We start from the raw sequence: 15,776 nt of genomic DNA, 5'->3' as shown, positions 1-15,776 counted from the left end.
AGCTTCCAGTAGCGCAGAAGAACGGACCCCGTAGTGGCGGACGAGGGCACCAGCCGCAAGAGCAAGCGGCGCAGGAGGAGCCGTCGGCACAATCCCGACGGCACGATGACGCTCATCGAGCACATCTACGAGTTCCGCCGGCGGCTCGGGTACGCGCTGCTGGCGATCCTGGCCGGTGGCATCTTCGGCTTCATCTGGTTCGCGGTGAAGCTGGGGCCGATCCCGTCACTCGGTGACATCATCACCGGCCCCTACTGCGCGCTGCCCTCGGACGTGCGGATCGAGTTCGAGGACCGCGGCTGCACGCTGCTGCAGACCCAGCCGTTCGAAGCCTTCATGATCCAGCTGAAGGTGGGCATCGTGGCCGGCATGGTGCTGGTCGCGCCGCTGTGGCTGTACCAGCTGTGGGCGTTCATCGCGCCGGGCCTGTACTCGAAGGAACGCAAGTACGCGATGACCTTCGTCGGCTTCGCGAGCGTGTTGTTCGCGGCCGGCGCCTATCTCGCGTTCTTCCTCATCCCCGGCGCGCTGGCGCTGCTCGTCGGCTTCGGCGGGGACGAGTTCGCCACCGCGCTGGCCGGTGACAAGTACATCTCGTTCGTGCTGTCCCTGCTGATCATCTTCGGCGTCAGCTTCGAGCTGCCGCTGCTGATCGTGATGCTGAACCAGGTGGGCGTGCTGAAGTACGCGCAGCTGAAGAAGTGGCGGCGCGGCATCATCTTCGCGTTGTTCGTCTTCGCCGCGTTCGCCACGCCGGGCAACGACCCGTTCTCCATGCTCGCGCTGGCCGGGGCGCTGACCCTGCTGTGCGAGGTGGCCATCCAGGTCTCGCGGTTCCACGACCGCAAGCTGGACAAGGCCCGCCAGGACGAGGGCTGGGACCAGCTCGACGACGACGAGGCAGCGCCCTTCGAGTACACGCCGAGCAGCATCGACGAACCCGAGCCGGTGCCCGCCGACAAGGGCAAGCGCGGCGGCAAGTCGAGCACCGACGACATCACCTAGGAGCGTTGTCATAGTCCGGTCGCCAGGCCGCGCGCTGCCGAGGTCCAGGGTGCGCCGCGGGGACGGAACCTAGTGGCCGGGCACGCCGCGCTGGCCGTGCACCCCGCGTCCGGGCACGGCGCCGCCGCGCGGGTCGCGGGCCGGGTGGCCGAGCGGCTGCGGGCCGGGGTGGACCGGCTGGACCTGCTGGTGGCGAACACCGTCGAGGAGTCGCGCGCGCTCATGCACTCCTCGGCCGCGGCCGGGCTCGACCTGCTCGTGGTGCTCGGCGGGGACGGGGCCGCGCACCAGGGCGTGCAGTTCTGCGCTGGCCGTGACGTCCGGCTCGGCCTGGTCCCGGCGGGCACCGGCAACGACTTCGCCCGCGCGCTCGGCATCCCGGACGACCCGCTTGCCGCGGCCGACGCCATTCTCAGCGGCTCGGAGCGGCGCGTCGACCTGGGCCGGGTGGGGGAGGCGTGGTTCGGCACGGTGCTGTGCGCCGGGTTCGACGCGCTGGTCAGCGAGCGGGCGAACCGGCTGCGCTGGCCGAGCGGCCCCCGCCGCTACGACCTGGCGATCGTCGCCGAGCTGGCCGCCTTCCGCCCGAAACCGCTGCGCGTGCGCACCGAGCACACCACACTGGAACTCGAGGCGACGATGGTGGCCGTCGGCAACACGACCTTCTACGGCGGCGGCATCCCGATCTGCCCGGACGCGCGCCCGGACGACGGCCTGTTCGACGTCACCCTGGTCGGCCGCGCGAGCCGCACCGAGCTGGTGCGCATGCTGCCGCGGCTGCGGGCCGGGCGGCACCTCGGCCACCCGGCGGTGCGGACGCTGCGGGCCCGCGAGGTCGTGCTCGACGGCGCCGACTGGCCCGCCTACGCCGACGGCGAACCGCAGGGCATGCTGCCGCGCACCATCACCTGCGTACCGGGCGCACTGCGCCTCGCCGGGGCTCAGGCCGATCAGACGCGGTAGTCACCGATCTGCCACAGGTAGGCGCGGAACGCGGGCAGCGGGATGGCCTGCCCGCCGTCGGGGAAGAAGACCACGCCGCAGCGGTGGCAGAACCAGGCCCGCGACCACACGTCGAGCACCCGCTGCGAGCCACGCCGCATCTCGGCGTTCGCGCGGCTGCGGTGCGTGTACTGCAGGTATCCCAGTACCGACATGCCCACGCCGAGGGCGGGCCAGATCCAGGTCCAGAACAGCCCGATCACGCTCATCCCGTCACCGGCCAGGGTGAGCGAGAGCGAGACGAGCAGGGCGATGCCGGCGAAGATGGTGGAGAGCACCCCCAGCACCAGGTACCCGCTCGCGCCGCGCACCGGCGGCATCGGGTTCAGCGCCGAGGACACCGCGCTGGTCGCCACCCCGTGGTACGGCGTGGCGTAGCCGGTGTTGCCCGTGTAGGCGGGCCCGAGGCCCTGGTAGGACATCCGACCGCCCTGGTGCGCCGCCGGCACGTGCTGGACCTGGTCCACCTCACGGCACTGCGGGCACGCGAGCGGTGACGGCGCGGTCTCCTCGGTGTCCATCGCGGCGACCCCTCTCGAAGCGATCATGCCGATGAGATGCACCCGCCGCGCCGCTGGTTCCCGGCCTGCCGAATGCGCGCCGGCGGGCTGGTGTGAAACGCTGAGATCGTGTCCGACAGCTCTCCCTCGCCTGCCGAAGCCTACGGGCAGGCCAGGCGCCGCTCCAGGTTTCCCCAGCTGGCCAGGTTCGCGGCCGAATCCGCCTTTGTCTTCGACGACTTCCAGCTCCGCGGGTGCGAAGCGCTGGAGGAGGGGCACGGGGTGCTGGTCTGCGCGCCGACCGGCGCCGGGAAGACCGTGGTCGGCGAGTTCGCCGTGCACCTGGCGCTCGCCGAGGGCCGCAAGTGCTTCTACACCACGCCGATCAAGGCGCTGTCGAACCAGAAGTACGCGGACCTGGTGGCCCGCTACGGCACCGGCGCGGTCGGCCTGCTCACCGGTGACACCGCGATCAACGGCAGCGCGCAGATCGTGGTGATGACCACCGAGGTCCTGCGCAACATGCTCTACGCCGGGTCCTCGACCATCAACGAGCTGGCGTACGTGGTGATGGACGAGGTGCACTACCTCGCCGACCGGTTCCGCGGCGCGGTGTGGGAGGAGGTCATCCTGCACCTGCCCGAGCACGTGCGGGTGGTCGGCCTGTCCGCCACGGTGAGCAACGCCGAGGAGTTCGGCGAGTGGCTGGTCGCGGTGCGCGGTGACACCACCGTGGTGGTGGACGAGCACCGGCCGGTGCCGTTGTGGCAGCACATGCTGGTCGGCGGCCGCCTGCTGGACCTGTTCGCCGGGGACAGCGGCCGCGACACCGAGCTGCAGATGAACCCGACGCTGCTGCGGCGCGTCGAGGAGGTCGGCGCGCGGTTCGCGTCGCCGTACGCGCTGCGGAACGCCCGCGGCCGCCGTGGCGGGCCACGGGGCTTCCAGGGCGGGCCGCGGTTCCGGCCGCCGTCGCGCGTCGAGGTGGTCGAGCAGCTCGACGGCGCGGGGCTGCTCCCGGCGATCGTGTTCATCTTCTCGCGCGCGGGCTGCGATGCGGCGGTGGCGCAGTGCGCCCGCTCCGGGCTGCGGCTGAACACCCCGGAAGAAGCCGCCGAGGTCCGCCGGGTGATCGCCGACCGCACCGGCGACCTGCCCGAGGGCGATCTGGGCGTGCTCGGGTTCTGGGAGTGGCGTGAGGCGCTGGAGCAGGGCATCGCCTCCCATCACGCCGGACTGCTGCCCGCGTTCAAGGAAACCGTCGAGGAGCTGTTCGTCCGCGGCCTGGTGAAGGTCGTGTTCGCCACCGAGACGCTGGCGCTGGGCATCAACATGCCCGCGCGCACGGTGGTGCTGGAGAAGCTGGTCAAGTACAACGGCGAGGCCCACGTCGACCTGACGCCCGGCGAGTACACGCAGCTGACCGGGCGGGCGGGCCGCCGCGGGATCGACGTCGAGGGCCACGCGGTGGTGGTGTGGCAGCCGGGCGTGGACCCGAAGCAGGTCGCGGGGCTCGCCTCGACGCGGACCTATCCGCTGCGCTCGTCGTTCCGCCCCGGCTACAACATGGCGATCAACCTGGTCGCGCAGCTCGGCGCCGAGGACGCGCGCACGCTGCTGGAGCAGTCGTTCGCGCAGTTCCAGGCGGACCGGTCGGTGGTCGGCACCGCGCGCCGGATCGAGAAGAACACCGAGGCGCTCAAGGGCTACCGCGAGGCCATCACCGGCGACTTCGACGAGATGCTGTCCTATGTGGAGCTTCGGAAGAAGATCTCCGACCGGGAAAAGGCGCTGGTGCGCCAGAACACCTCGGCCCGCCGCGCGCAGACCACGGCGTCGCTGGAGAAGCTGCGCAAGGGCGACGTGATCGCGGTGCCGCAGGGCCGCCGCGCCGGGCTGGCCGTGGTGGTCGATCCCGGGCTCGACCCGCTGCGTGAACCGCGGCCGGTGGTGGTCACCGAGGACCGCTGGTCGGGTCCGCTGTCGGTGGCCGACTTCCCGGCGCCGGTGGAGTCGCTGGGCCGGATCCGGCTGCCCAAGCACGTCGAACTGCGCTCGCCGAAAACCCGCCGCGACATCGCCTCCAGCCTGCGCAACGCCGGGATTTCCCCGCCGGGGCGCGGAAAGCGGCGTACCGGGGCGAACGACGACGGCGAGCTGGCCGCGCTGCGGCGGGCGTTGCGCGCGCACCCGAGCCACGGCCTCGCCGAGCGTGAGGCGAACCTGCGCTGGGTCGAGCGCTACCAGCGGCTCGCCGCGGAAAACGCCCAGCTGGAGCGGAAGGTCGCGGCCACAACGCATTCGCTGGCGCGGGCGTTCGACCGGATCCTGCGCCTGCTCTCGGAACGCGGGTACCTCAGCGACGACGCCGAGGCGCCGGTGAACGAGCACGGCAAGCGGCTGGCGCGGCTCTACAGCGAGTCGGACCTGCTCGCCGCGGAGTGCATCCGCCACGACGTGTGGTCCGGGCTCAACCCGGCCGAGCTGGCCGCGGTGGTCTCCACGCTGGTCTTCGAGGCCCGCCGTGATTCGGCGGGGGAGCCGCGGCTGCCGCAGGGCGCGGTGACCAAGGCCTGGCAGGAGACCGTGCGCCTGTGGTCGGACCTGGCCGAAGACGAGCGCAGGCACCGGCTCGACCGCACCCGCGAACCGGACGCCGGCTTCGCCTGGCCGGTTTACCGGTGGGCGCGGGGCGAGTCGCTGGAGAAGGTGCTGACCTCGGCGGAGGCCAACGGCCAGGAGTTGTCCGCCGGTGACTTCGTGCGCTGGTCACGGCAGGTCATCGACATCCTGGACCAGATCCGCGACGTGCTCGGCAAGGCCGATCCGGTCGGGGCGACGGCGGCGGACGCGGTGCGCGCGGTGCGCCGCGGCGTGGTCGCGGCGGGCGGGACGTGACGCACGGCCCGGGGCAAAGGCCATTCGTTACGTGAATTGCACCCCGGCCTGTGGTTGGATCGCCGGGGACGAAGCACACCGGATTCGCGGAGGCGAGAGATGAGCACGCCGTACGGCGGCAACGACCCCCAGCAGTGGGCCCAGCAGCAGCCGGGCTACGGCGGGGGAACACCGCAGGGCACGCCATCGGGCGGCTTCCCGGCCCAGCCACCGCAGCAGCCCGGTTACCCGCAGCAGGGCGGCTACCCGCAGCAGCAGCCGGGCTACGACCCGAACCAGCAGTACGGCCAGCAGCCGCCGCAGCAGCCGCAGTACGGGCAGCAGCCGCCGGGTTATCCGCAGCAGCAGCCGGGTTACGACCCCAATCAGCAGCAGTACGGCCAGCAGCAGCCCGGCTACCCGCAGACCGGGCCGCAGCAGCCCCAGCAGCAGTACAACCAGACCGCGCAGTACGACTTCCAGCAGCAGCAGGGCTATCCCGGCCAGGCACCGGCCCCGGCCGGCAAGAAGTCCGGCAAGGGGCTGTGGATCGGGCTCGGCGCGGTGGTGGTGATCGCGCTGGTCGCGGTGGCGCTGCTGGTCTGGCCGGCGCCGTTCAACAAGAAGGTCTTCGACAACGTCGCCATGCAGGACGCGGTGAAGAAGGTGCTCACCGACAACTACCAGGTGCAGGGCGTCGAAGGGGTGACCTGCCCGGAGAGCCAGGAAGTCAAGAACGGCACCGGGTTCGACTGCCAGGCCAAGATCGGCGGGGACACCAAGACGGTGCCGATCAAGGTGGTCAACGAGGAGGACGGCACCTACGAGGTCGGCACGCCGAAGTAATTGGGTGGCACCGGCCACCCGGTGCCGACGAGGATCGACGCATGACTGACCACACCCCGCGCGTGCTCGGCGAGGACGAGGTACGGGCGGCGCAGCGGTTGTTCCGCGCCGCACTGCACCTCGGCCCGTCCAGCGACGAAGAATGGGCGCGCACCGGCGCCCGCACCCAGCAGCCAGGCCGCACGCTCGGCGTGTTCGGCGCCGGGGACGACCGCCCGATCGGCACCGCCCGGTCGATGGATCTGGAGCTGACCGTGCCGGGTGGGCGGCGGGTGCCGTTCGCCGCGGTCACCGGCGTGGCCGTGCGGCCGGACCGCACGCGCCGCGGGGTGCTGAGCGAGCTGATGCGCACGCAGTTCGACGACTTCGCCGCGCGCGGTGTGCCGATCGCCGGGCTGTACGCCACCGAAGGCCGGATCTACGGCCGCTTCGGCTACGGCGTCACCACCCTCGCACGTTCGTACACAGTGGACACTCGCCGGGCGGCGCTGCGGCCGGAAGTGCCGCGTGGCGGGGAAATCGAGCTGCTGGACCTCGACGAGGCGATCGAACGCCTGCCGGGGCTCTACGCGGGTCTCCCGGCACACGGACCCGGTCACCTGACCAGGAGCGAGCACTGGTGGGCCGGGTGCGAAGCCGGGTTCCGCCGCGGTGACAAGCCCGTGGTGACCGTGGTGCACCACGGCGAAAACGGTCCCGACGGTTTCGCCGTCTACTCCGCCGACCGCATCTTCGACTCGGAAAGCGTGCTGCGCCTGGACATGCTGCACGCGGCGAACGACACCGCGCACGGCGCGCTGTGGCGCTACCTGACGGGTGTCGACCTGGTCGACCAGATTTCCGCTTCGTACCGCCCGCTCGGCGACCCGGCGCGGCTGATGTTCGAGGACCCGCGCAGTTGCCAGACCACCGGGGAACCGGACGAGCTGTGGCTGCGGCTGGTCGACGTGCCCGCCGCGTTGTCCGCCCGTGGGTACGGGCCGGGTTCGCTGGTGCTGGAGGTGACCGACCCGGTCCTGCCGTCGAACGCGGGCCGGTACCTGATCGACGGCGGCAGCGACGGCACCGTCACCCGCACCGAGCGGCCCGCGCAGCTGCGCATCGGCGTCACCGAGCTGGCGATGCTCTACCTCGGCACGTGGCGGGCCGAGGCGCTGGCGACGGCCGGGCGGCTGGAGGCCATCGACGCGACGGCTCCCGCCGTCGCGGACGACCTGTTCGGCACGCGGAGTGCGCCCTGGTGCGGTACCTTTTTCTGACCTTGCCGATCAACGGACAGCGGGGGTGCACGCGTGCGGCAGCGCCTACTCGTACTCGGGTTGGCCGTGACGGTACTGGCCGGGGTGCAGGCGGGCTGTGAAAGCGCACCCGAGTCACCGGCGCCGCCGCCCGCCGCCTCGTCCGTTCCACCCCCGCCCGTCACCACCACCTCGGCCACCCCGGTGAGCTTCAGCCCGCAGCCGAAGCTGTTCGACCACGGCGCGGTGGCGCAGGGCGTGCGGCAGGTGCTCACGCAGAGCTTCGAGATCACCGATCTCGGCGCGGTGGTGTGCCCGCCGGGGCAGCCGGTCCGCGCCGGGCACACCTTCGACTGCCAGGCGCAGGTCGGTGCCGAGCAGCGCAGCGTGCCGATCACCGTGAAGACCGACGAAGGCGAATATGAAGTTGGTGCCCCCGGCTAGGTTTGGGGCATGAACGACTTCGACGTGCGCCCGATCGCGGAGGGTGAGCGGCGGGCCGTCCACGGCCTGCTGGCCGAGGCACTGCACGGGAGCCCGCCCGACGACGAGGCGTGGGCGAAGGTCGGGCCGTCCTTCCCGGCCGACCGCACCTTCGGCGCCTTCGACGGTGCCACGCCGATCGGCATGACCAGTTCGTTCGCCACCGCGCTGGCCGTGCCCGGCGGGAAAACCCTGCCGGCGGCGGCCGTCGACGGGGTGGCGGTGCGAGCCGACCACACCCGCCGCGGCGTGGTCACCGCGCTGCTGACCGAGCAGCTGCGCGACTGCGTGCGCCGCGGTGACCTGCTCGCCTCGCTGCACGCGAGCGAGGCGACCATCTACGGCCGCTTCGGGTACGGCGTCGCGGTGCTGGGACAGGATCTGCGGATCGTCACCGCACGCGCGGCACTGCGACCCGAGGTGCCGTCGAGCGGGCGGGTGCGGCTGCTCGACGGTGACGAGGCGATCAGCCGCGTGCCCGGGCTGTACCGGCGGATCGGGCTGCACCGGCCGGGCATGATCCTGCGGCCCGGGCTGTGGTGGCCCGGCTACCACGACCGGCTGGTGCGCGGCGGCGGTGGCGACTACCGCGTCGCCGTGCACATCGGCACCGACGGCGAAGACGGCTTCGTCGTGTTCCGGGCCATCGACCAGCGCACGCACGACGATCCCGAACGCGGTGCCGTGCTGGCGGTCCGCGACCTGCACGCCGCCGATCCCGCCGCGCTGGCCGGGCTGTGGCGGTTCCTGATCGGCATGGACCTGACCGACGAGATCCGCGCGCCGATGCGCCCGCTCGACGAACCGCTGCGCGCGATGGTGGTGGACGCCCGCGCGGTCCAGACCACCGGCGTGGGGGACCACACCTGGCTGCGGCTGCTGGACGCGGGCGCCGCGCTGGCCGCGCGCACCTATCGCGAGGCGCCGCCGGTGGTGCTCGGCCTCGAAGACCGGTTGCTGCCGGAGAACACCGGCGCCTACCGGATTTCGCCGGACGGCGCGGTGCGGACCGAGGCGCCCGCGCAGCTGCGGATGGACGCCGAGGTGCTGGCGATGCTGTACCTGGGGGAGTGGACGGCGAGCGCGCTCGCCGGGGCGGGCCGGATCACGGTGAGCGATCCGGCCGCGCTGCCCGCGGCGGACGAGCTGTTCCGCACCGGGGCCCGCCCCTGGTGCGGGACCTACTTCTGAGCGGCGGCGATCGGCAGTGCCTTGAGCAGGCGGTCCACCGAGGTGCCCAGGCCCCAGCGTTCCGCCAGCTCGGCGACCCGTGCCGGGTCGGCGGGCTCGGCGGGCACGCGGTCCGGGCGCGACATCTTCACCGGCGCGTCGGCGGCCACCCGCACCACGGTCGGCGCGGCGGCGAGGTAGTTGGCCGCTTCGGTCAGCCGGATGCGGGTTTTCAGCGGAATGCCGCTGTCCCCGTTGCGGCCCGCCTCGATCAGCGCTTCGAGCGAGCCGTACTGGGTGATCAGCTTCGCCGCGGTCTTCTCGCCGATGCCGGGCACGCCCGGCAGGCCGTCGGAGGGGTCGCCACGCAGCGCGGCCATATCGGCGTAGGCGGCGCCCGCGTTCTCCACCGGCACGTTGTACTTCGCGGCGAGCGCGGCCGGGTCGAGGATCTCCTTCTTCATCCAGCCGCGGCCCACGTAGACGACCGACGCCGGGGTGGGTTCGTTGCGCACCAGCTGGAACAGGTCGCGGTCACCGGTGATCACCTCGACCGGCGATTCGGTCTCGTGCACGGTCAGCGCGCCGATCACGTCGTCCGCCTCGTACCCGGCGGCCTCGGCGGTGGCCAGGCCGACCGCCTCCAGCAGGTCGATGATGATCGGCACCTGCGGGCTGAGCGTGTCCGGCACCTCCTCGGCGTTGACCTCTTCGTCGGCGACGCGGTGCGTTTTGTAGGTGGGCAGCAGGTCCACCCGGAACTGCGGCCGCCAGTCGGCGTCGAGGCAGGCGACCAGCCGTGACGGCTTCCGCTCGCTGAGGATGCGGGCGACGGTGTCGGTGAACCCGCGCACGGCGTTCACCGGGGTCCCGTCCGGCGCGGTCATCGACTCGGGAACGCCGTAGAAGGCGCGGAAGTAGAGGCTGGCGGAGTCCAGCAGGGCCAGAGGTGCGGTCACCCGCAACAGCCTGCCACGAAACCCCCGCCCCGGTTCTCCCGGCTTGCGGAAAAAACCACCGGGCTGGGCGGGCGGATGCCGCGTGCCCGCACGGCACGATGGGGTGGCACGACCGCACGATCGTGGGACTCGTGATCGCGGGAGGGTGCCGGTGGCGTGCTCGACGCGCCGCCGCTCGCCGGGCTGGGGGTGGTGGGGCCAGGCTAGGATTCGGGCCATGGCACGCCGATCCCTGCACACCCCAGCCCCCGATGCCGCCGCCCTTCGCGCTCGTCTCGACCGGGCCAGGCAGGCCGCGGCCGCCGCGGACACCGACGCGCTGGTGATCGCGCCCGGGTCGGACCTCCGGTACCTGATCGGCCAGGCCGGCGGCTCGTTCGAGCGGCTCACCGCGCTGGTGGTCCCCGCCGACGGCACGCCCGCGCTGGTGGTGCCGAAGCTGGAGGCGCCCGGTTACGCCGACGTGCCCACCGAGGCGCTCGGCGTCGAACTGCACACCTGGGTCGACGGCGAGGACGCCTACCGGCTGGTGGCCGGGCTGCTCGGCAAGCCGGGCCGGGTGGCGGTCAGCGACTTCACCCCCGCGCTGCACGTGCTGGGCCTGCGCGACGCGATCGCCGGGGCCGAGCAGACGCTGGCCGGTCCGGTGGTCCGCGAGCTGCGGATGCGCAAGGACGCCACCGAGATCGCCTCGCTGCGCCAGGCGGGCGAGGCCATCGACCGCGTGCACGCCAGGATGGCCGAATGGCTCAAGCCGGGCCGCACCGAGGCCGAGGTCGGCGCGGACATCGCCGCGGCGATCGTGGCCGAGGGCCACACCGAGGCCGCCTTTGTCATCGTCGGCTCCGGGCCGAACGGCGCCAGCCCGCACCACGACGTGTCGGACAAGGTGATCGAGGACGGCGACGTGGTGGTCGTCGACATCGGCGGCCCGCTGCCCGACGGCTACAACTCCGACTCCACCCGCACCTACGTGCTCGGCACACCGCGTGACGCGGACGTGGCCGAGACCTACGCGGTGCTCCAGCGCGCGCAGCGGGCCGCGGTCGAGGCGGTGCGCCCCGGCGTGACCGCCGAGTCGATCGACGCGGCCGCCCGCGACGTGATCGCCGACGCCGGGTTCGGCGAGTACTTCATCCACCGCACCGGCCACGGCATCGGCCTGGACGTGCACGAGGAGCCCTACATCATCAAGGGCAACGCGCTGCCCCTGGAGCCGGGGATGGCCTTCAGCGTGGAGCCGGGCATCTACCAGCCGGGCCGCTGGGGCGCGCGGATCGAGGACATCGTGGTGGTCACCGAAACCGGGGTGGAGGCGGTGAACAACCGGCCGCACGAGCTGGTCGCGCTTTGACCGCCCCGCTGGAGCCGCTCGACCGGGCGATCGCGCGTGAGCTGGCCGCGGACGGGCGGTGCAGCTTCACCGATCTCGCCGAGCGGGTCGGGCTCTCGGTTTCCGCGGTGCACCAGCGCGTCAAGCGGCTGGAGCAGCGCGGCGTGATCCGGGGGTACTCGGCGCGGCTGGACGGCGAGCAGATCGGCCTGCCGCTGACCGCGCTGATCTCGCTCACCCCGAACGACCCGGCCGCGCCCGACGACTACCCGACGCGGCTGCAGCACATCACCGAGATCGAGTCGTGTTATTCGGTGGCCGGCGACGAGTCCTACATCCTGCTGGTGCGGGTGGCCTCGCCGCTGGGGCTGGAGGACCTGCTGCGCCGGATCCGCGAGGCGGCGAAGGTGTCCACGCGGACCACGGTGGTGCTGTCCACCCCGTTCGAGGGCCGCTCGCCGACGCTCTGACCCGCGCCGGGCGACTGGTACGATAAAAGGTATGGCAACGCGTAAGGTCACACTCTCGCTGGACGCCGGGGCGCTCGAGTTCGCCGAACGGGCCGCGAAGGCCCACGGCATCTCCGTCTCGTCCTGGTTGTCCAAGGCCGCCCGCCGGGAGGCCGTCCGCACCGGGTACACCCCGCACACCGAGACCAAGCAGGCCGAGGCACTGGCGCTCGCCGACGAGCTGGAGCGCGCCCGTGCGGAGGAGGACCTGCGTGCGGAGGGGTGAAGTCTGGACGTACCACCCCCCGACCGAACCGGCTCGTCAGCGCAACGTCCTGCTGCTGTCCTCGGACGGCGTGAACGACTCCGAGCGGCCATGGCTGCTCGGCACCGAGCTGCTCGACCGCGATCCCCAGGACATCCTGGGCGTGGCCGTGGACGGGCGGTACTGGATCTCCACGCTCAACCTGACCAGGCTCTACCGGCCCTGGCTCGACGAACGAATCGCCGAGGTCGGCCTGGACGTCCAGGAGCGCATCGACATCGCACTCCGGGCGGCACTGGACCTGTGACGGGGGTCAGCTCGCCGTCGGCCAGGGGGTCTGCTCGACGAGTTCCTCCGGCGCGGACAGCCGCCAGGCCTCGTAGACCAGCTCGGCCAGCTCGTCGGCGTCGATGCCCTCCAGGTACACCACCACCCAGCCGAAGCCGCCGGCGGTGAACTGCACCTCGAACACCTCCGGCCGCTCGGCGACCAGCGCCTCCTGCTCGGACAGCGTCTGCTTCAGCCCGACCGTCTGCGTCCGCGGCCAGTAGTAGCCGAACCGCTTGCCGCGCACGCTGTATGAGGTGTACTCGCTGCCCTTCGCACGCTGGACCTCGGCCAGCGCGTCCACCATGCGCTGGAACTCCTCGCTGCGCACACCCACGTCACACCCCCAAGTTCACGGGCGTCCAGTCTAGGACCCGGCGGGCCGGAGCAGGCCGTCGACCACACGGCGGACCTTGGTCACCGCGGTGTCGTCGCCGAGGCGCAGCGCGGTGTTCGCCGCGCACAGCACGGCGTCGAGCTGGAAGGCGGCGAGTTCGGGGTCGAGTTCCTGGATTTCCCCGGCTTCGACCGCGTGCCGGAACTGGGCGGCGAGCAGTTCCTGCCAGTCGCGCTGGTCGCGGACGAGGGCGTCGCGGACCGGGCCGGGCTTGGAGTCGAACTCGGCGAGGTTCGCGGCGCGGAAGCAGCCGCCGGGGAACAGCGGCACGGTCACGTACCGGATCCACTGCTCGAGCAACGCCCGCAGCCGGGCGACGCCGGGCTCGGTGTCCTTGGCCGGGCGCACGACCGCGTCCAGGAACGCCTCACGCGCCGTCTCGACCGCCGCCAGCTGCAGGTTTTCCTTGGTACCGAACAGGGTCTGCACCCCGCTCTTGCTCACCCCGAGCGCGCTGGCCACCCGGCCGATGCTCATCGCGGTGAGCCCGTCGAACGAGGCGAGGTCGACCGCGTGGCGGGCGATGGTCTGCCGGGCGCGGGCGCCGCGCAGCAGCCGCCCGTCGGAGATTTCCGTGGTCACGGGTCCATCCTGGCACAGGTCTTGAGAAAACAATACGACCGGTCGTATGTTTATCTCGTGACCGCACTCCTGACCGAAGGCACCGACCCCTTCTGCCTGTCCCCGGCCGAGGCCGCCCGCCTGCTCGAAGGCGCGCCATGGCACCGTTTCGCCGTGCTCGGCGACAGCCTCGCCGCGGGCACCGGCGACCCGAGTCCCGGCTACGCGCCGCTGCCGTGGGCCGAGCGCGTGGCGGCCGCGCTGCGGTCGCACCACCCGGATCTGGCCTACCGCAACACCGGCACGATCGGCGCGACCACCGGCCGGACGCTCGCGCACCAGGCCGACGGCCTGCTCGCCTTCGAACCCGACCTGGTGCACCTCAGCTGCGGTGCCAACGATCTCTGGCGGCCGGAGCCGGATTTTGGTGCCATCGAAGGAAATCTGCGCCGGTTGTTCGCACTGTCCGTCGATACCGGAGCGCTGCTGACCACGTTCACGCTCGGCCGGGCGTTCACCGTGCCCGAGTTCCCCGCCTTCCCGGACCGCGTGCGGCGGCTCAACGCCTTGGTCCGCACCATCGCCGCCGAGCACGGCGCGCTGGTGATCGAGATGTGGGACCACCCGGTGAACGACCGGCCGGACCTGCTCAGCGCGGACGGCATCCACTTCGCCGGTGCCGGTCAGGCGGTCATGGCCGCCGAGGTGATCAGGGCACTGGCCGAGGTCACCTGAGGTCACCGGAAACCCTGGCTCGGGCACGGCCACCCGGGGTCGTGATCGTCTAGCCTGGCCGCATGCCATCGCCCGATCGTCTGGCCGCTTTCGCGCTCGCGTCGTTGCTGCTGATCCTCATCCCGGGGCCCGCCGTGCTGTTCGCGATCAGCCGCGCGCTCGCCCACGGCCGCCGGGCCGCGCTGACGACCGTGGCCGGCGGGGCGCTCGGCAGCTTCACCGCCGCCACGGCCGTCGCCGTCGGGGTGGGCGCGATCGTCCAGACCTCGGCCGTGGTCTACACCGTGATCAAGCTGGCCGGCGCCGCGTACCTGATCTACCTGGGAGTCCAGACGATCCGGCGCCGCCGGGCGCTGCGGGAGGCCTTCGAAGCGCGGGCGGCCCCGATCGGCGGCGGGCGCACGCTGCTGCAGGGCTTCATCGTGGGCGTGACGAACCCGAAGACCGTGGTGTTCTTCGCGGCGATCCTGCCGCAGTTCGCCGATCCGTCCGCCGGGCACGCCGGTCTGCAGATGGTGGTGCTGGGTGCGGTGTTCGCCGTGATCGCGCTGGCGATGGACTCCGTGTGGGGCGTGGCGGCGGGCGCGGTCCGGGCCTGGTTCGGCCGCTCGTCGCGGCGCCTGGACCTGGTCGGCGGCGCGGCGGGGCTCACCATGGTCGGGCTCGGCGTCGGCCTGGCCGTCAGCGGCCGCAAGGAGTAGCGCTCGCCGGCTCAGCTCTTGCTCGGCCGCCGGTGGAGAAGGTCGAACCGGGACCACATGGCCTCCGCGGCTTCGATGGATTCGCTGGTGCGGCGCGGATCGACGGCCGCCAGCTGCGCCACGATGGCCTGCACCAGCGCCATGCCGCCGGTCAGTGACGGGAAGAAGGTGACCCCCTCGGCGGGCACCATCAGCACCTGGTCGGCCGCCCCCGCCAGCGCCGGGCTCGCCGCGTCGGTCACCGCGAAAACCTTGGCACCACGGCGTTTCGCCTCGTCGGCGGCGAGCACGGTGCTTTCGTACAGGCGCCAGAAGCTGATCGCCACCAGCACGTCGTCCTCGGTCATCTTCGCGGTGTGGTTGGCGAGTTCGGCGTCACCGGCCGTCACCGCCTGCACGTCGTACCCGGCCAGGCGCGCGTTGTGCGCGAACGCGATGCCGACCGCGGCGTAACTGCCGTCGGCGATCACCACCGTCCGCCGCGCCGCCGCGATCGCCTCGGCCACGGCCTTGATGGCTGACTCGTCGAAGCGGCGGTTGAGCAGGGCGAGGCTGTCCAGGTCCCGGCGCAGGGACGCCGACGCGGGCGACCCGACGCCGTTGTGCTCCTCGGCGACCTGCGGGGCGCTGAGCGAGGACAGGTACCGCGCCCGCAACTCCTGTTGCAGCGCGGGCCAGCCGGCGAAGCCGAGCGCCTGCGCGGTCCTGGTCACCGTGGCCACGTTGACCCCGGCGAGCTGCGCCAGCTCACCGGTCGAGCCGAACGACGCCCGGCGCGGCTGGGACACCAGGAGTTCCAGCACGGCCGCCGAGCGCGGCCGCAGCCCGCGTTCGGGCAGGCGGCTGCGGAGCCAGCTCTCCAGGCCGTCGTCGGTATCGGTCACGCTGCCACGGTAACGCACCGTGCGTGACCGGATCCGGATGCAAC

18 protein-coding genes are annotated in these 15,776 nt (G+C 72.4%); 13 read left to right on the top strand and 5 right to left on the bottom strand.

What is annotated here, in order from left to right; genetic code table 11:
• Window positions 1–33: 33 nt before the first annotated feature.
• Window positions 34–1,005, top strand: coding sequence for a twin-arginine translocase subunit TatC (tatC, locus tag A4R43_RS10800; protein WP_236808900.1), 972 nt, complete (start codon window positions 34–36; stop codon window positions 1,003–1,005).
• 72 nt (window positions 1,006–1,077) lie between these two features.
• On the top strand, window positions 1,078–1,968 hold the full coding sequence (locus A4R43_RS10795; RefSeq protein WP_113692209.1) for a diacylglycerol/lipid kinase family protein: 891 nt from the start codon (window positions 1,078–1,080) through the stop codon (window positions 1,966–1,968).
• On the opposite strand, the gene A4R43_RS10790 is transcribed toward A4R43_RS10795, so the two are convergent.
• A complete protein-coding gene (locus tag A4R43_RS10790; protein ID WP_162788406.1) occupies window positions 1,956–2,555 on the bottom strand; it encodes a hypothetical protein in 600 nt (199 codons plus the stop codon). The two genes, A4R43_RS10795 and A4R43_RS10790, sit on opposite strands and share 13 nt — an antisense overlap.
• Before the next feature lie 81 nt (window positions 2,556–2,636).
• Between A4R43_RS10790 and A4R43_RS10785 the strand changes: the two genes are divergently transcribed.
• The 5 genes from A4R43_RS10785 (at window position 2,637) to A4R43_RS10765 (ending at window position 9,142) form a co-directional block, all read left to right on the top strand.
• A complete protein-coding gene (locus A4R43_RS10785; protein WP_113692207.1) occupies window positions 2,637–5,405 on the top strand; it encodes a DEAD/DEAH box helicase in 2,769 nt (922 codons plus the stop codon).
• A gap of 99 nt (window positions 5,406–5,504) precedes the next feature.
• Window positions 5,505–6,230, top strand: a complete 726-nt coding sequence (locus A4R43_RS10780) for a DUF4333 domain-containing protein (protein WP_113692206.1) — start codon at window positions 5,505–5,507, stop codon at window positions 6,228–6,230.
• A 41-nt stretch (window positions 6,231–6,271) separates the two neighbouring features.
• A complete protein-coding gene (locus tag A4R43_RS10775; RefSeq protein ID WP_113692205.1) occupies window positions 6,272–7,489 on the top strand; it encodes a GNAT family N-acetyltransferase in 1,218 nt (405 codons plus the stop codon).
• A gap of 33 nt (window positions 7,490–7,522) precedes the next feature.
• Entirely contained in the window at window positions 7,523–7,912 is a 390-nt protein-coding gene (locus A4R43_RS10770; RefSeq protein WP_113692204.1) for a DUF4333 domain-containing protein, read from the top strand.
• A 9-nt stretch (window positions 7,913–7,921) separates the two neighbouring features.
• Window positions 7,922–9,142 carry a GNAT family N-acetyltransferase gene (locus A4R43_RS10765; protein WP_113692203.1) on the top strand — a complete coding sequence of 407 codons (1,221 nt, stop codon included), beginning with the start codon at window positions 7,922–7,924 and terminating at the stop codon, window positions 9,140–9,142.
• On the opposite strand, the gene A4R43_RS10760 is transcribed toward A4R43_RS10765, so the two are convergent.
• A complete protein-coding gene (locus tag A4R43_RS10760; protein ID WP_113697487.1) occupies window positions 9,133–10,080 on the bottom strand; it encodes a 5'-3' exonuclease in 948 nt (315 codons plus the stop codon). The two genes, A4R43_RS10765 and A4R43_RS10760, sit on opposite strands and share 10 nt — an antisense overlap.
• 217 nt (window positions 10,081–10,297) lie before the next feature.
• Between A4R43_RS10760 and A4R43_RS10755 the strand changes: the two genes are divergently transcribed.
• The 4 genes from A4R43_RS10755 to A4R43_RS10740 are packed head-to-tail and all read left to right on the top strand — an operon-like array spanning window position 10,298 to window position 12,434.
• Window positions 10,298–11,434 (top strand): M24 family metallopeptidase, encoded by a 1,137-nt coding sequence (locus A4R43_RS10755; RefSeq protein WP_113692202.1) that lies wholly within the window; start codon window positions 10,298–10,300, stop codon window positions 11,432–11,434.
• Window positions 11,431–11,883 carry an Lrp/AsnC family transcriptional regulator gene (locus A4R43_RS10750; RefSeq protein ID WP_113692201.1) on the top strand — a complete coding sequence of 151 codons (453 nt, stop codon included), beginning with the start codon at window positions 11,431–11,433 and terminating at the stop codon, window positions 11,881–11,883. The genes A4R43_RS10755 and A4R43_RS10750 overlap by 4 nt, the downstream gene beginning before the upstream one ends.
• A 31-nt stretch (window positions 11,884–11,914) precedes the next feature.
• The gene (locus A4R43_RS10745; RefSeq protein ID WP_113692200.1) at window positions 11,915–12,148 is read left to right on the top strand and encodes a hypothetical protein; all 234 of its coding nucleotides are present in this window, start codon (window positions 11,915–11,917) and stop codon (window positions 12,146–12,148) included.
• Entirely contained in the window at window positions 12,135–12,434 is a 300-nt protein-coding gene (locus tag A4R43_RS10740; protein WP_113692199.1) for a hypothetical protein, read from the top strand. Before A4R43_RS10745 ends, A4R43_RS10740 begins: the two co-directional genes overlap by 14 nt.
• 6 nt (window positions 12,435–12,440) lie before the next feature.
• Here the strand turns inward: A4R43_RS10740 and A4R43_RS10735 are convergent, their stop codons facing one another.
• Both A4R43_RS10735 and A4R43_RS10730 read right to left on the bottom strand, forming a co-directional pair.
• Window positions 12,441–12,791, bottom strand: a complete 351-nt coding sequence (locus tag A4R43_RS10735) for an MmcQ/YjbR family DNA-binding protein (protein ID WP_113692198.1) — start codon at window positions 12,789–12,791, stop codon at window positions 12,441–12,443.
• 30 nt (window positions 12,792–12,821) lie between these two features.
• Entirely contained in the window at window positions 12,822–13,433 is a 612-nt protein-coding gene (locus A4R43_RS10730) for a TetR/AcrR family transcriptional regulator (protein WP_236808899.1), read from the bottom strand.
• Between the two features lie 57 nt (window positions 13,434–13,490).
• Here A4R43_RS10730 and A4R43_RS10725 point away from each other — a divergent pair, with 57 nt between their 5' ends.
• Entirely contained in the window at window positions 13,491–14,147 is a 657-nt protein-coding gene (locus A4R43_RS10725) for an SGNH/GDSL hydrolase family protein (protein WP_113692196.1), read from the top strand.
• A gap of 62 nt (window positions 14,148–14,209) precedes the next feature.
• A complete protein-coding gene (locus tag A4R43_RS10720) occupies window positions 14,210–14,848 on the top strand; it encodes a LysE family translocator (protein ID WP_113692195.1) in 639 nt (212 codons plus the stop codon).
• Window positions 14,849–14,859: 11 nt separating this feature from the next.
• Here A4R43_RS10720 and A4R43_RS10715 read toward each other — a convergent pair whose 3' ends face one another.
• Complete coding sequence (locus A4R43_RS10715; protein ID WP_113692194.1) at window positions 14,860–15,732, bottom strand: MurR/RpiR family transcriptional regulator; 873 nt, start codon at window positions 15,730–15,732, stop codon at window positions 14,860–14,862.
• Window positions 15,733–15,776: the final 44 nt, after the last annotated feature.

The sequence above is a fragment of the Amycolatopsis albispora genome, assembly GCF_003312875.1.
GTDB lineage: Bacteria > Actinomycetota > Actinomycetes > Mycobacteriales > Pseudonocardiaceae > Amycolatopsis > Amycolatopsis albispora.
Note: the sequence above shows the minus strand (reverse complement) of the source record. Positions and strands in the feature narration are given on the sequence as shown.

Excerpts from the sequence above, each read along its gene's own strand:
- A4R43_RS10790 (WP_162788406.1), bottom strand. The coding sequence starts at position 2,555 with ATGATCGCTTCGAGAGGGGTCGCCGCGATGGACACCGAGGAGACCGCG.
- A4R43_RS10780 (WP_113692206.1), top strand. The coding sequence starts at position 5,505 with ATGAGCACGCCGTACGGCGGCAACGACCCCCAGCAGTGGGCCCAGCAG.
- A4R43_RS10775 (WP_113692205.1), top strand. The coding sequence starts at position 6,272 with ATGACTGACCACACCCCGCGCGTGCTCGGCGAGGACGAGGTACGGGCG.
- A4R43_RS10765 (WP_113692203.1), top strand. The coding sequence starts at position 7,922 with ATGAACGACTTCGACGTGCGCCCGATCGCGGAGGGTGAGCGGCGGGCC.
- A4R43_RS10755 (WP_113692202.1), top strand. The coding sequence starts at position 10,298 with ATGGCACGCCGATCCCTGCACACCCCAGCCCCCGATGCCGCCGCCCTT.
- A4R43_RS10745 (WP_113692200.1), top strand. The coding sequence starts at position 11,915 with ATGGCAACGCGTAAGGTCACACTCTCGCTGGACGCCGGGGCGCTCGAG.
- A4R43_RS10720 (WP_113692195.1), top strand. The coding sequence starts at position 14,210 with ATGCCATCGCCCGATCGTCTGGCCGCTTTCGCGCTCGCGTCGTTGCTG.